16 protein-coding genes are annotated in these 12,884 nt (G+C 64.5%); 9 read left to right on the top strand and 7 right to left on the bottom strand.

The window, feature by feature from the left end:
* Positions 1 to 25: 25 nt before the first annotated feature.
* The 3 genes from lipA to ACOYR3_RS02605 are packed head-to-tail and all read right to left on the bottom strand — an operon-like array spanning position 26 to position 2,078.
* Positions 26 to 1,006: a lipoyl synthase gene (lipA, locus tag ACOYR3_RS02595; protein ID WP_422844957.1), complete on the bottom strand. Its 981-nt coding sequence runs from the start codon at positions 1,004 to 1,006 to the stop codon at positions 26 to 28.
* Positions 1,007 to 1,036: 30 nt separating this feature from the next.
* On the bottom strand, positions 1,037 to 1,735 hold the full coding sequence (gene lipB / locus ACOYR3_RS02600; protein ID WP_422844958.1) for a lipoyl(octanoyl) transferase LipB: 699 nt from the start codon (positions 1,733 to 1,735) through the stop codon (positions 1,037 to 1,039).
* A gap of 22 nt (positions 1,736 to 1,757) precedes the next feature.
* Positions 1,758 to 2,078 carry a YbeD family protein gene (locus ACOYR3_RS02605; RefSeq protein WP_422844959.1) on the bottom strand — a complete coding sequence of 107 codons (321 nt, stop codon included), beginning with the start codon at positions 2,076 to 2,078 and terminating at the stop codon, positions 1,758 to 1,760.
* A gap of 299 nt (positions 2,079 to 2,377) precedes the next feature.
* Between ACOYR3_RS02605 and ACOYR3_RS02610 the strand changes: the two genes are divergently transcribed.
* The 9 genes from ACOYR3_RS02610 (at position 2,378) to ACOYR3_RS02650 (ending at position 9,555) form a co-directional block, all read left to right on the top strand.
* On the top strand, positions 2,378 to 2,851 hold the full coding sequence (locus ACOYR3_RS02610; RefSeq protein ID WP_422844960.1) for an ATP synthase subunit I: 474 nt from the start codon (positions 2,378 to 2,380) through the stop codon (positions 2,849 to 2,851).
* A 19-nt stretch (positions 2,852 to 2,870) separates the two neighbouring features.
* Positions 2,871 to 3,749: a F0F1 ATP synthase subunit A gene (atpB, locus tag ACOYR3_RS02615; protein ID WP_422844961.1), complete on the top strand. Its 879-nt coding sequence runs from the start codon at positions 2,871 to 2,873 to the stop codon at positions 3,747 to 3,749.
* A 59-nt stretch (positions 3,750 to 3,808) separates the two neighbouring features.
* Positions 3,809 to 4,078, top strand: coding sequence for a F0F1 ATP synthase subunit C (gene atpE, locus ACOYR3_RS02620; RefSeq protein WP_291484027.1), 270 nt, complete (start codon positions 3,809 to 3,811; stop codon positions 4,076 to 4,078).
* Positions 4,079 to 4,111: 33 nt separating this feature from the next.
* A complete protein-coding gene (locus ACOYR3_RS02625; protein WP_291484026.1) occupies positions 4,112 to 4,582 on the top strand; it encodes a F0F1 ATP synthase subunit B in 471 nt (156 codons plus the stop codon).
* A gap of 10 nt (positions 4,583 to 4,592) precedes the next feature.
* A complete protein-coding gene (locus ACOYR3_RS02630; protein WP_422844962.1) occupies positions 4,593 to 5,135 on the top strand; it encodes a F0F1 ATP synthase subunit delta in 543 nt (180 codons plus the stop codon).
* A gap of 42 nt (positions 5,136 to 5,177) precedes the next feature.
* Positions 5,178 to 6,731, top strand: a complete 1,554-nt coding sequence (atpA, locus tag ACOYR3_RS02635; protein ID WP_422844963.1) for a F0F1 ATP synthase subunit alpha — start codon at positions 5,178 to 5,180, stop codon at positions 6,729 to 6,731.
* An 18-nt stretch (positions 6,732 to 6,749) separates the two neighbouring features.
* Positions 6,750 to 7,616, top strand: coding sequence for a F0F1 ATP synthase subunit gamma (atpG, locus tag ACOYR3_RS02640; RefSeq protein ID WP_422844964.1), 867 nt, complete (start codon positions 6,750 to 6,752; stop codon positions 7,614 to 7,616).
* A 33-nt stretch (positions 7,617 to 7,649) separates the two neighbouring features.
* Positions 7,650 to 9,056: a F0F1 ATP synthase subunit beta gene (gene atpD, locus ACOYR3_RS02645; RefSeq protein WP_422844965.1), complete on the top strand. Its 1,407-nt coding sequence runs from the start codon at positions 7,650 to 7,652 to the stop codon at positions 9,054 to 9,056.
* An 82-nt stretch (positions 9,057 to 9,138) separates the two neighbouring features.
* Positions 9,139 to 9,555 (top strand): F0F1 ATP synthase subunit epsilon, encoded by a 417-nt coding sequence (locus ACOYR3_RS02650; protein ID WP_291483448.1) that lies wholly within the window; start codon positions 9,139 to 9,141, stop codon positions 9,553 to 9,555.
* A gap of 326 nt (positions 9,556 to 9,881) precedes the next feature.
* Here ACOYR3_RS02650 and ACOYR3_RS02655 read toward each other — a convergent pair whose 3' ends face one another.
* The 4 genes from ACOYR3_RS02655 to ACOYR3_RS02670 form a co-directional block, all read right to left on the bottom strand.
* Entirely contained in the window at positions 9,882 to 10,172 is a 291-nt protein-coding gene (locus tag ACOYR3_RS02655; protein WP_291483450.1) for a DUF4148 domain-containing protein, read from the bottom strand.
* Between the two features lie 421 nt (positions 10,173 to 10,593).
* The gene (locus ACOYR3_RS02660) at positions 10,594 to 11,151 is read right to left on the bottom strand and encodes a TPM domain-containing protein (protein WP_422844966.1); all 558 of its coding nucleotides are present in this window, start codon (positions 11,149 to 11,151) and stop codon (positions 10,594 to 10,596) included.
* A gap of 1 nt (position 11,152) precedes the next feature.
* Positions 11,153 to 12,073: a TPM domain-containing protein gene (locus ACOYR3_RS02665; protein ID WP_422844967.1), complete on the bottom strand. Its 921-nt coding sequence runs from the start codon at positions 12,071 to 12,073 to the stop codon at positions 11,153 to 11,155.
* 35 nt (positions 12,074 to 12,108) lie between these two features.
* The gene (locus tag ACOYR3_RS02670) at positions 12,109 to 12,711 is read right to left on the bottom strand and encodes a LemA family protein (RefSeq protein ID WP_422844968.1); all 603 of its coding nucleotides are present in this window, start codon (positions 12,709 to 12,711) and stop codon (positions 12,109 to 12,111) included.
* Between the last annotated feature and the right edge of the window lie 173 nt (positions 12,712 to 12,884).

Genomic DNA, 12,884 nt, shown 5'->3' on the forward strand with positions numbered 1-12,884 from the left:
GGGCGTGCCGCGGGTGCGGTGCGGCTCAGACGCCCGCGGCGTGCGCCTGCTGGTCGGCGTGGTAGCTGGAGCGCACCATCGCGCCCACGGCCGCGTGGCTGAAGCCCATCTTGTAGGCTTCTTCCTCGAACATCTTGAACGTGTCGGGGTGCACGTAGCGGCGCACCGGCAGGTGGCTGTTGCTGGGCGCCAGGTACTGGCCGATGGTCAGCATGTCGATGCTGTGCGCGCGCATGTCGCGCATCACCTGCAGGATCTCTTCGTCCGTCTCGCCCAGGCCCACCATGATGCCGCTCTTGGTGGGCACGTTGGGGTGCAGTTCCTTGAACTTTTTCAGCAGGTTCAGGCTGAACTGGTAGTCGGAGCCGGGGCGCGCCTCCTTGTACAGGCGCGGCGCGGTTTCCAGGTTGTGGTTCATCACGTCGGGCGGCGCGGCCTTCAGGATCTCGAGCGCGCGGTCGTCGCGGCCGCGGAAGTCGGGCGTGAGGATCTCGATCTGCGTGCTGGGCGAGAGCTCGCGGATGCGCTGGATGCACTCCACGAAGTGGCCGCTGCCGCCATCGCGCAGGTCGTCGCGGTCCACGCTGGTGATCACCACGTACTTGAGCTTGAGCGCGGCAATGGTCTTGGCCAGGTTCAGCGGCTCGTCCTTGTCCAGCGGGTCGGGGCGGCCATGGCCCACGTCGCAGAAGGGGCAGCGGCGCGTGCACTTGTCGCCCATGATCATGAAGGTGGCCGTGCCCTTGCCGAAGCACTCACCGATGTTGGGACAGGAAGCTTCCTCGCACACCGTGTGCAGCTTGTGCTCGCGCAGCACGTCCTTGATTTCGTAGAAGCGCGTGGTCGGGCTGCCGGCCTTCACGCGGATCCATTCGGGCTTCTTGAGCACTTCGCCCTGCTCCACCTTGATGGGAATGCGCGAGAGCTTGGCGGCCGCTTTTTGCTTGGCCAGCGGGTTGTAGGCTTCGGTGGATTGCGCTTCGCGGACGACTTCAGGGGTGCTCATGGCGTGGTGGCGGCGAGGAGGAGAAAGGGGTCACGGCGCCAGGCGAATGCTGAGCTGCTGGCCCAGCACCTGCGCGGCTTCGTCCCAGGTGGTATGGACCCCGATTGTAGAAAGGTCCACCGTGCGCAAGCCTGCGTAGCCGCAAGGGTTGATGCGGGAGTAGGGTTCCAGGTCCATCGCCACGTTGAGCGCCACGCCGTGGTACGTGCAGTGGCGGCTGACCTTGATGCCCAGCGCGGCGATCTTGCCCAGGCCCTCGAAGTCGGGGGCGGGCGGTGCTGCGGCATCCGTGCGCTTTTGCGGGCGCTGGGGCAGCAGGGCGTGGCCGCGCGGGTCGTCCAGCCGCACATAGATGCCGGGCGCGCCGCCCACGCGGTGGCCCGTGACGCCGAAATGCGCCAGGGTGCGGATGACGGCCTCCTCCACGCGGTAGACGTACTCCTTCACGTAGTAGCCCGCGCGCTGCAGGTCGATCAGCGGATAGGCCACCACCTGGCCGGGGCCGTGGTAGGTGACCTGCCCGCCCCGGTTGGTGGCCACCACGGGGATGCCGCCGGGCGCCAGCACGTGGTCGCTCTTGCCGGCAAGGCCTTGCGTGTACAAGGGCGCGTGTTCGCACAGCCACAGCGCGTCGGGCGTGCCTGCGCCGCGCTGGGCGGTGAACTCCTGCATGGCCTGCACGGTGGCCGCGTAGTCCACCTGGCCGAGTCTGCGGACGTCGAGGGTCATGGCGTGGCGTGGCCGCGCGCGGCTACAAGACGAACTTGACCATGGGGTGGGACGAGAGCGCGCGGTACAGGTCGTCCAGCTGCTGCCGGCTGGTGGCCGTGACCGTGATGGTTATTCCCAGGTAATTGCCGGCGCGGCTGTCGCGCAGTTCAATGGTGCTGGCATCGAAGGTGGGGTCGAACTGGCGGGCCAGCGCCGTCACGGCATGCACGAACCCGTCCACCTTCGCGCCCATGACCTTGATGGGAAAGCGGCTGGGGTACTCGATCAGGGAGTCCTTGCGGGGATCCTGGACAGCCTGGGTGTCCAGGCCATTGGCGGGGGGCGAAGCAGGAGAAGTCATGGCAAAGAAAAGCGGTGTTGGGCGGCGCGGGCTGCACGCGAAGCAGGGGGCATTCATTGTGCGCCACCGTGCCGCGACCCGGCCTGGGCGGTGCGGGAAGTACGGTTTTGTGCCTGCGCCAAGGCAGTGCGCGGCCGGCGTCCGGCACGCGGGAGGACGTTGGCCTGTCACCACAACAGCGCATGCGCGTGCACCGGTTTCGGGCCGCCCTTCCGGGTCTTTGTCGAGCGTCGCGGGTTTTTACTTATAATTAGAGGCTTTGTGAAAGTTGCGGTCTGTAACGCGGGCGTCCTTCAACGATGAAAACAATCCCGCCAGAGACTGAAACTGAGGCTGAAGAATCTGACTTCAAGCCCCTGACGGCCCAAGAGGCTGAACAGTGGCGCCGCCGCAATCCCCCGCTCTCCATCCGGAAGTTGGTGGTGGGCCAGGCGGTGGTGGGAGTGCTGGTGGCCCTGGTGGCCTGGGCAGTGACGGGTCAGGCGGCGGCGGGCTGGTCGGCAGCCTACGGCGCACTGGCGGTCGTGGCTCCGGCGAGCCTGTTTGCGCGGGGTGTGTTGCGCCAAAAGGCAACGCCGCACGCCCGGGCTGCGCTGGTGGGGTTCTTTGGCTGGGAGGTTGCCAAGATTGTGCTGACGGTGGCGCTGCTCGCGGCGGCACCCAGGCTGGTGCCGGGCCTGAACTGGATCGCCCTGCTGGCAGGCATGGTGGTCACGATGAAAACGTACTGGGTGGCGCTGTTGGTGCGGCCCGGTGTCCGAAAAACCGATTGATAGAGAGAAGAGTTGTCCGATGGCCGCAGAAGCGCACGCTCCGACTGCAAGTGAATACATCGTTCACCACCTGCAGCATCTTCAAAACGTCAAGCAAACCAAGATTGTTGACTTCAGTGTCATCAACTACGACTCGATTGTGATCGGGTTGGTTCTCGGGCTGCTCGCGCTTTTGGTCTTGTGGTCAGCTGCCCGTAAGGCAACCTCCGGCGTGCCCGGCCGCTTCCAGGCCGCGGTGGAAATGCTGGTGGAGATGGTGGACAACCAGGCCAAGGCCAACATTCACAACGCGGAAAGCCGCAAGTTCATCGCGCCCCTGGGCCTGACGGTGTTCGTGTGGATCTTCTTCATGAACTTCATGGACATGCTGCCGGTGGACCTGCTGCCCGCCCTGTGGGGCAAGGCCTATGCCGCCGCCGGGCACGATCCGTCTCACGCCTATCTGCGCGTCGTGCCCACGGCCGACCTGTCGACCACGCTGGGCCTGGCGTTCGCCGTGCTGCTGCTGCGTTTCTGGTACAGCATCAAGATCAAGGGTGCCGGCGGCTGGGCGCACGAGCTCGTGTCCGCCCCCTTCGGCACCAGCAAGAATCCCATCTTCGCCCTGATCCTGGGCGTGGTGAACCTGCTCATGCAGGTCATTGAATATGTTGCCAACACGGTGTCGCACGGCATGCGGTTGTTCGGCAACATGTACGCCGGTGAACTGGTGTTCATGCTGATCGCCCTGATGGGTGGTGCGGCTGCGCTGTCGCTGTCGGGTGTGCTGCTGCCTGTGGGCCACGTCATTGCTGGCACCATCTGGACGCTGTTCCACATTTTGGTGATCTCGCTGCAAGCCTTCATCTTCATGATGCTTGCGCTGATCTACCTCGGTCAGGCGCACAACGCGCACTAGGGTTCTTTTCTTTCGTTCTCTTTCCTTTTCAACCTTTCTTTTTTAACTCAGGAGTCATCATGGAAAACATTCTCGGTCTCGTCGCTCTGGCTTGTGGTCTGATCGTTGGCCTCGGCGCTATCGGCGCTTCCATCGGTATCGCGCTGATGGGCGGCAAGTACCTCGAGTCGTCGGCTCGCCAGCCTGAGCTGATGAACGAACTCCAAACCAAGATGTTCATCTTGGCCGGTCTGATCGACGCCGCCTTCCTGATCGGCGTGGCTATCGCCCTGCTGTTCGCCTTCGCCAACCCCTTCGTTTCCACGCTCTTGGCCAACCTGCCCAAGTAATTCCACCCAACGCCACTCTAGAAAGGTGTTGCCGTGAGTATCAACGCGACCCTGTTCATTCAGGCCATCGTCTTCCTGATCCTCGTGTGGTTCACGATGAAATTCGTGTGGCCTCCGATCGCGAAGGCGTTGGATGAACGAGCCCAGAAAATCGCCGATGGCCTCGCTGCTGCCGACCGTGCCAAGTCCGAACTGACCGCTGCCAACCAGCGCGTCGAGAAAGAACTGTCACAGGCACGCAACGAAACGGCCTCGCGTCTTGCGGACGCCGACCGCCGTGCCCAGGCCATCATCGAAGAGGCCAAGGCCCGCGCCACCGAAGAAGGCAACAAGATCGTTGCCGCTGCCCGTGCCGAAGCCGAGCAGCAAACGGTGCAAGCCCGCGAAGCCCTGCGCGAGCAGGTGGCTGCGCTGGCCGTCAAGGGGGCCGAGCAGATTCTCCGCAAGGAGGTCAACGCCGGCGTCCATGCCGAGCTGCTCAACCGCCTGAAGACCGAGCTGTAAGGGGGCACACATGGCTGAACTCGCCACCATTGCCCGTCCTTACGCCGAGGCCTTGTTCAAGGCCGCCACCTCGGGTGCGGGCGTTGACCTGGGCAGCACCGCTGCCTGGGTGGACGAACTGGCGGCGATTGCCGCCAACCCGCAAATGCGCCAGTTGGCCGACAACCCCAAGGTGACGGCCGAGCAGGTGTTTACCGTGTTCACCGGAGTGGCCCGCTCGGCGCTGCCGGACACGGCAAAGAATTTTCTGCGCACAGTCATCGACAACGGTCGCGTCAACGCGCTTCCGGAAGTGGCGACGCAGTTCCGAACCCTCGTGAATCGCCGCAACGGCTCCTCGGATGCCGTGGTGCACAGTGCCTTCCCCATGGACGGGGCGGCGCTGGCTTCGGTCAGCGAAGCGCTGGAAAAGCGCTTTGGCCGCAAGCTCAACCTCTCCGTTCAGGTGGATGAATCCCTGATCGGTGGCATTCGCGTAGTGGTGGGTGACGAGGTGCTGGACACTTCGGTCAAGGCCCGTCTTGAACAAATGAAAGCGGCCCTCGTCGCCTAAGGCGCCGGGGTTTTCGCGAACCAAAGAAAGAAGGAAAGAGTCATGCAACTCAATCCCGCAGAAATTTCTGAACTCATCAAGAGCCGCATCGAAGGTCTGGCTGCCAGCAGCGACATCCGCAACCAGGGCACCGTGGTGTCCGTGTCGGACGGTATCGTGCGCGTGCACGGCCTGTCCGACGTGATGCAAGGCGAAATGCTGGAGTTCCCCGCCACCGCCGACGGCCAGCCCTCCTACGGCCTGGCACTGAACCTGGAGCGTGATTCGGTCGGCGCCGTGATTCTGGGCGAGTACGAGCACATCTCCGAAGGCGACACCGTCAAGTGCACGGGTCGCATTCTGGAAGTGCCCGTGGGCCCCGAACTCATCGGCCGCGTGGTGAACGCCCTGGGCCAGCCCATCGACGGCAAGGGTCCCATCAACGCCAAGCTCACCGACGTGATCGAAAAGGTCGCTCCGGGCGTGATCGCCCGCAAGTCCGTGGACCAGCCTCTGCAGACCGGCCTGAAGTCCATCGACTCCATGGTGCCCGTGGGCCGTGGCCAGCGCGAGCTGATCATTGGCGACCGCCAGACCGGCAAGACGGCCGTGGCCATCGACGCCATCATCGCCCAGAAGGGCCAGGGCGTGACGTGTATCTACGTCGCTATCGGCCAGAAGGCTTCCTCGATCAAGAACGTGGTGCGCGCGCTGGAACAAGCCGGCGCCATGGACTACACGATCGTCGTGGCTGCATCGGCGTCCGAATCGGCGGCCATGCAGTACGTGTCGGCCTACTCCGGCTGCACGATGGGCGAATACTTCCGTGACCGCGGCCAGGACGCCTTGATTGTGTACGACGATCTGTCCAAGCAAGCCGTGGCCTACCGCCAGGTCTCGCTGCTGCTGCGCCGCCCGCCAGGCCGCGAAGCCTACCCCGGCGACGTGTTCTATCTGCACAGCCGCCTGCTGGAACGTGCTGCCCGTGTGAACGCCGACTACGTCGAAGCCTTCACCAAGGGTGAAGTCAAGGGCCAGACGGGTTCGCTGACGGCACTGCCCATCATCGAAACGCAAGCCGGCGACGTGTCCGCCTTCGTGCCCACCAACGTGATCTCGATCACCGACGGCCAGATCTTCCTGGAAACCAGCCTGTTCAACGCCGGTATCCGCCCCGCCATCAACGCCGGTATCTCGGTGTCGCGCGTGGGGGGGGCTGCCCAGACCAAGCTGGTGAAGAACCTGTCCGGCGGTATCCGTACCGACCTGGCCCAGTACCGTGAACTGGCTGCGTTTGCGCAGTTCGCTTCCGACCTGGACGAAGCCACCCGCAAGCAGCTGGACCGCGGTGCCCGCGTGACCGAACTGCTCAAGCAGGCCCAGTACAGCCCGCTGCCCATCTCGCTGATGGCCGCCACGCTGTTCGCTGTGAACAAGGGCTTCATGGACGACATCGACGTCAAGAAGGTGCTGTCCTTCGAGCACGGCCTGCACCAGTTCCTGAAGACCAGCCACGCCGCTTTGCTGGCCAAGCTGGAACAGGCCAAGGCCATGGACAAGGACGCTGAAGCCGAGTTGACCGCAGCAATCGCCGCGTTCAAGAAGTCGTTCGCTTAAACCGGACGAGGAGCCATCATGGCAGCAGGCAAGGAAATACGCGGCAAGATCAAATCGGTGGAAAACACCAAGAAGATCACCAAGGCCATGGAGATGGTGGCTGCATCCAAAATGCGCAAGGCGCAGGACCGGATGCGCGCTGCCCGCCCCTACAGCGAGAAGATCCGCAACATTGCAGCCAACCTCGGCCAGGCCAACCCGGAGTACGTGCATCCGTTCATGAAAGTGAACGATGCCAAGACGGCGGGCGTGATCGTCATCACGACGGACAAGGGCCTGTGCGGCGGCATGAACACCAACGTGTTGCGTGCCGTCACCGCCAAGCTGCGGGAGCTGCAAGGTGCTGGCGTGGCGACCGAAGCCGTGGCCATTGGCAACAAGGGCCTGGGTTTCCTGAACCGAGTGGGTGCCAAGGTGGTTTCGCACGTGACGGGCCTGGGCGATACGCCCCATCTGGACAAGCTGATCGGCCCCGTCAAGGTGCTTCTCGATGCGTATGCTGAAGGCAAGATCAACGCGGTGTACCTGAGCTACACCAAGTTCATCAACACCATGAAGCAGGAATCGGTGGTGGAGCAACTGCTCCCCCTGTCTTCCGCGCAGATGCAGGCCGACAAGACGGAGCACGGCTGGGATTACATCTACGAGCCAGATGCGCAAAGCGTGATCGACGAGCTTCTGGTCCGCTACGTGGAATCGCTGATCTACCAGGCGGTTGCGGAAAACATGGCGTCCGAGCAATCGGCGCGCATGGTGGCCATGAAGGCCGCCACCGACAACGCCGGCAACGTGATCAGCGAACTCAAGCTGGTCTACAACAAGACACGTCAGGCAGCGATCACGAAGGAACTGTCCGAAATCGTGGCAGGCGCCGCTGCGGTTTAAGCAGCCCGACAGACAACATTATTGGAGCGAAAAATGGCTCAAGTGCAAGGCAAGATTGTTCAATGTATCGGCGCCGTGGTGGACGTGGAGTTCCCGCGCGACCAGATGCCCAAGGTTTACGACGCCCTGAAGCTGGAGGGCTCAGCCCTGACGCTGGAAGTGCAGCAGCAGCTGGGTGACGGCGTGGTGCGTACCATCGCGCTGGGTTCTTCCGACGGCCTGCGCCGCGGCCTGGTGGTGTCCAACACGGACGCCCCCATCACCGTGCCCGTGGGCAAGGCCACCCTGGGCCGCATCATGGACGTGCTGGGAAACCCCATCGACGAACGTGGTCCCGTGGGCCAGGAACTGACGGCCTCCATTCACCGCAAGGCGCCTGCGTACGACGAACTGTCGCCTTCGCAGGAGCTGCTGGAAACCGGCATCAAGGTGATCGACCTGGTCTGCCCGTTTGCCAAGGGCGGCAAGGTGGGTCTGTTCGGTGGCGCCGGTGTGGGCAAGACCGTGAACATGATGGAACTCATCAACAACATCGCCAAGGCCCACAGCGGTCTGTCGGTGTTTGCGGGTGTGGGCGAGCGTACCCGTGAAGGGAACGACTTCTATCACGAAATGGCCGATTCCGGCGTGGTGAACCTGGAGAACCTGGGCGAGTCCAAAGTGGCCATGGTGTACGGCCAGATGAACGAGCCTCCAGGCAACCGTCTGCGCGTGGCGCTGACCGGCCTGACCATCGCCGAGTCGTTCCGCGACGAAGGCCGTGACGTGCTGTTCTTCGTGGACAACATCTACCGCTACACGCTGGCCGGTACCGAAGTGTCCGCTCTGCTGGGCCGTATGCCTTCCGCCGTGGGCTACCAGCCGACGCTGGCCGAGGAAATGGGCCGCCTGCAAGAGCGTATTACCTCCACCAAGGTGGGCTCGATCACCTCCATCCAGGCCGTGTACGTGCCTGCCGATGACTTGACCGACCCCTCGCCTGCTACGACCTTCGCCCACTTGGATTCCACCGTGGTGCTGTCGCGTGACATCGCTTCGCTGGGTATCTACCCCGCCGTGGACCCGCTGGACTCCACCAGCCGCCAACTGGACCCGAACGTGGTCGGCGAAGAGCACTACAACACGGCCCGCGCCGTGCAGGGCACGCTGCAGCGCTACAAGGAACTGCGCGACATCATCGCCATTCTGGGCATGGACGAACTGGCCCCCGAGGACAAGCTGGCCGTGGCCCGCGCCCGGAAGATCCAGCGTTTCCTGTCGCAGCCGTTCCACGTGGCCGAAGTGTTCACCGGCTCGCCCGGCAAGTACGTGCCGCTGTCCGAAACCATCCGCGGCTTCAAGATGATCGTGAACGGTGAGTGCGATCACCTGCCCGAGCAGGCCTTCTACATGGTGGGCACCATCGACGAAGCCATCGAAAAGGCCAAGAAGGTCGCCTGATTGCGCCCGGCGGCTGAGCCTGCCGCTGGCGGCTCAGCTTCCCGCATGCAATCGAGCAACCCACCTTGTCTGAGGAGCAATGATGAACACCATCCACGTTGATGTGGTCAGTGCCGAAGAGTCGATCTTTTCCGGTGAAGCGCGTTTTGTCGCGCTGCCGGGCGAGGCCGGCGAACTGGGTATCTACCCCCGCCACACCCCGCTGATCACCCGCATCAAGCCGGGCTCGGTGCGCATCGAGATGGCCGACGGTGGCGAAGAGTTTGTTTTCGTGGCCGGTGGCATTCTGGAAGTGCAGCCCAACCGCGTGACCGTGCTGTCGGACACCGCCATCCGTGGCAAGGACCTGGACGACGAAAAGGCCAACGCTGCCAAGGCTGCCGCCGAAGAAGCGCTCAAGAACGCCAAGAGCGAGATCGATCTGGCCAAGGCCCAGTCGGAACTGGCTGTCATGGCGGCACAGATCGCCGCGTTGCGCAAGTTCCGCCAGAAGAAGTGAGCAAAAGGGCATCAGCGCCCCAAGAAGCGCTGGCCCGCAAGCAAGCATTCCGCTCACCCTGGCGGATCTGCAAGAACCCGGCACTGCCGGGTTTTTTTTCGCCCCTGCGTTGCAGCACCCGGGTGCCGCGACGGAACGTGCGGCCTAGGGGATGGGAGCGGCGGGGTCGGGATGAGGAGCGAACCCGCCGCCCATGAAAAAAGGGCCCCGGAAGGGGCCCTTGGTGGCTGCACTTGGCGGTGCGGCAGTGCGGCAGTGCGTGCGGTGGGAGGAGTGCCAGGGGACGGCGGCCTTGCGGCGCTTCGTGCCCCATCCCGCCCGTGGCATTACATGCCGGTTTCGCCGGCCGACAGCAGGCCCAGGCGCAGCGCTTCAGCGGCCTGTGCGCGCACGACGGCGCGGTCGGCGGTGCTCTTGTAGGTGGCAATGCGGGAGCCTTCGGGTTCCATGTTGTGGGTGCGGGCTTCCACCACGGCTTCAGCGTTCACTTCTGCGCGGGTGCGGTTGGTTTGGAATTGGGTTGCAAATTGCGAAGCATCGGCTTCGTCAGCGTGGGCGCCAAAGGAAGCAAAGGCGGCAACAGCGGCGATCGACAGAATGCGGGCGGTGGTGTTCATGATCAAAAGTCCTTCCAACAAATAGAGTGAGCGGTACAAACGTCCGGGTCCGGGTGAATGCCCCCGTACAGCGGGAGGCTTCGGTCCGGTTCGGTGAGTCGTCTTGCACATTCGGCTCATCGATGGGGTGAACTGTACGCCGGTAGAGTTCGCAGAAAAACCCACCAGTCGCCAACTAACTGTTCCAGTAATGGAAATAATTAACGCGGAACTTTGGGCGTGAGTGTGGCGATAAGCCACGGGGAAGGGCTTTCACGGAGATATTTCCGGGTAAACCCGGGGCAAAAGGCAGAACAATCGCCGGCGCCTTGCCGTGCTTCCCGGTGCTTGGCGGTGAGCCGCAGGAGGAAGCGCGCCAAGCCCCATGACGTCCCGATGCGCTCCGTGGTGCCCCCCGACGCACTGGGGGAGAAAGGGGGGCTCAACGCACCACGGGGCGGTCCGGCAATTCGTTGGGCGCTTCCACCCCGTCGGGGCGGGGAAACCAATGGGCCAGTTGCTGGGACACTGCGTCCACGGCATCCGCCAGGCCGTCCTCGAACGCCCCGGACTGGAAGCGGGCGGCCATGCGTGCGACCACCGCTTCCCAATCGGTGGTGCCGATGTGGCGGGCAAGACCCCGGTCCGCCACGATCTCGATGGCGCGTTCGGGCATCAGCAGGTAGATCAGCACCCCGTTGTTGTGCTCGGTGTCCCACACCCGGTATTTGCCGAACAGGGTCAGTGCGCGCTCGCGCACCGGTGCGTGGCGGCGCACGTAGCTCCAGGGCAGGCTGGTTTCCACCACCACGCGGATCTGGCCCGTGTGGCGCCGCTCGCTGGCGCCGATCCGCCCCTCCAGGCGGTGAAGTGCGGCGCTGGAGAGCGCGCGGCGCGCTGCCGGCTCGTGCCAGCGTTGCCGCACCATGCGCCAGAGGGCGCTGGCGAGCCCGCCAGGTGGCGGGGCCAAGGGCTGGTTTTTGGCGAGGTCGGGCTGCATTTCACCAGTCTCCCGAGGCGCCGCCGCCCCCAAAATCACCCCCGCCGCCGGAGCTGAATCCGCCCGAGCCTCCGCTGCTTCCGCGCCCCCAGCTACCGCCGCCCCCCGATCCCCAGCCCCCGAAGGGCGGGCCCCCGCGGCCGGAGCGAAAGCCGGAGCCGGTGCCCGCGAAGATCCAGGTGTAGAGCAGGGCCAGCAGGCCGGCCACCCCGGCGGCGAGCAGGCTGGCCGTGAAGACAAATGCGAGAAACCCCACGCCGCCGCCCATGAGGAGGCCGCCCAGCCTTCCGCCGAACACGGCGCGCGCCAGCGGGCCGGCCACCATCACGCCGAAGAACAGGAAGATGGCGAGGTCCTTCCAGTCCAGCCCTTCCCGATCAGGTGCGTTGTGGCCCTGCGCCGCGGCGGGCGCGGGCAGCGCTTCGCCAGCGATGCGGGCTTCCAGCTCGGTGATCCCGGCTTTCAGGCCGCCCGCGTAATCGTTTTGCTGAAAGCGGGGCTTCATGGCGCTGTCGATGATGCGCGCGGCCGCAATGTCGGGGACGGCGCCTTCCAGCGCCTTGGCGACCTCGATCCGCATCCGGCGGTCGTTCTTGGCCACGACCACCAGGATGCCGTCTCCCACCTCCCGCCGACCGATCTTCCAGGCGTTGCCCACGCGGTTCGCGAAGGCGGCGATGTCTTCCGGCGCCGTGCTGGGCACCATCAGCACCACCACCTGCGCACCCCGGGATTGCTCCAGGGCGTGCAGTTGCGCCTCCAGCGCACTTTGGTCGGCGGGGCTGAGCGTTCCCGTCTCGTCGATCACGGCGCGCACCAGCGGGGGCACGGGCCGCAGCACGGCCTGCGCCTGGGCCGGTGGCACGCAAAAAGCTATAAAAAATATAGCTGCAAGCGCTTGGTAGATAAGCGCTAGAGGCATATTTGAGTAGTATTTCTGGACAACGGCAGCCCCGTTCAGGGCTTGGCGCGGGATGCGGAGAAGTCCACCTTCGGCGGCGTGGCGATCTGGGCTTCATTGGCCACCGTGAAGGTGGGCTTGGGCGCGTAGCTGAAGGCCATGGCCGTGAGGTTGGTCGGGAAGCTGCGCGCCAGCACGTTGTACTCCTGCACCGTCTGGATGTAGCGGTTGCGTGCCACGGTGATGCGGTTCTCGGTGCCTTCCAGCGTCACCCGCAGGTCCCGGAAGCCCTGGTTGGCCTGCAGGGTCGGGTAGCGCTCGGACACCACCATCAGCCGCGACAACGCGCCCGACAGTTCCCCCTGCGCCTGCTGGAATTTGGCAAAGGCTTCGGGGTTGTTCAGGGTCTCGGGGCTGACCTGCAGCGACGTGGCCTTGGCGCGGGCCTCGACCACGCGGGTGAGCGTGTCCTGCTCGAAGTTGGCCTCGCCCTGCACGGTGGCGACGATGTTGGGCACCAGGTCGGCCCGGCGCTGGTACTGGTTGAGCACCTCGCTCCACGCGGCCTTGGTCTCTTCGTCCAGGCGCTGGAAGTTGTTGTAGCCGCAGCCGGTCAATGCCAGCACGGTGGTCAGAAGAAGAAAAATGCGTGAAATCATGGTCATGCGTGCCCAGGAGGGTCGGGAAAACAGGGCAGGGCGGCAAGGGCAGCCCGCCCCGGACGATTCTGCAGCAACTGTACGCCTGTCGCCACCCGGCCGGCGCAGGGCCGTGCCGGCCGTGATCGTCGCACAATAGGGGGTTGCTGCCGGTGCGTGGTTTCTGCTCCGCC

Origin of the sequence: Acidovorax sp. M2(2025) (assembly GCF_049330835.1) — a bacterium.
Taxonomy (GTDB): domain Bacteria; phylum Pseudomonadota; class Gammaproteobacteria; order Burkholderiales; family Burkholderiaceae_C; genus Acidovorax.

Bases quoted from the DNA above. Each gene is read 5' to 3' on its own strand.
- ACOYR3_RS02630 (WP_422844962.1), top strand. From the start codon at position 4,593: ATGGCTGAACTCGCCACCATTGCCCGTCCTTACGCCGAGGCCTTGTTC.
- ACOYR3_RS02610 (WP_422844960.1), top strand. From the start codon at position 2,378: ATGAAAACAATCCCGCCAGAGACTGAAACTGAGGCTGAAGAATCTGAC.
- lipB (WP_422844958.1), bottom strand. From the start codon at position 1,735: ATGACCCTCGACGTCCGCAGACTCGGCCAGGTGGACTACGCGGCCACC.
- atpG (WP_422844964.1), top strand. From the start codon at position 6,750: ATGGCAGCAGGCAAGGAAATACGCGGCAAGATCAAATCGGTGGAAAAC.
- ACOYR3_RS02655 (WP_291483450.1), bottom strand. From the start codon at position 10,172: ATGAACACCACCGCCCGCATTCTGTCGATCGCCGCTGTTGCCGCCTTT.
- lipA (WP_422844957.1), bottom strand. From the start codon at position 1,006: ATGAGCACCCCTGAAGTCGTCCGCGAAGCGCAATCCACCGAAGCCTAC.
- ACOYR3_RS02660 (WP_422844966.1), bottom strand. From the start codon at position 11,151: ATGCAGCCCGACCTCGCCAAAAACCAGCCCTTGGCCCCGCCACCTGGC.
- atpD (WP_422844965.1), top strand. From the start codon at position 7,650: ATGGCTCAAGTGCAAGGCAAGATTGTTCAATGTATCGGCGCCGTGGTG.
- atpB (WP_422844961.1), top strand. From the start codon at position 2,871: ATGGCCGCAGAAGCGCACGCTCCGACTGCAAGTGAATACATCGTTCAC.
- ACOYR3_RS02650 (WP_291483448.1), top strand. From the start codon at position 9,139: ATGAACACCATCCACGTTGATGTGGTCAGTGCCGAAGAGTCGATCTTT.
- atpE (WP_291484027.1), top strand. From the start codon at position 3,809: ATGGAAAACATTCTCGGTCTCGTCGCTCTGGCTTGTGGTCTGATCGTT.
- ACOYR3_RS02670 (WP_422844968.1), bottom strand. From the start codon at position 12,711: ATGATTTCACGCATTTTTCTTCTTCTGACCACCGTGCTGGCATTGACC.
- ACOYR3_RS02665 (WP_422844967.1), bottom strand. From the start codon at position 12,073: ATGCCTCTAGCGCTTATCTACCAAGCGCTTGCAGCTATATTTTTTATA.
- atpA (WP_422844963.1), top strand. From the start codon at position 5,178: ATGCAACTCAATCCCGCAGAAATTTCTGAACTCATCAAGAGCCGCATC.
- ACOYR3_RS02605 (WP_422844959.1), bottom strand. From the start codon at position 2,078: ATGACTTCTCCTGCTTCGCCCCCCGCCAATGGCCTGGACACCCAGGCT.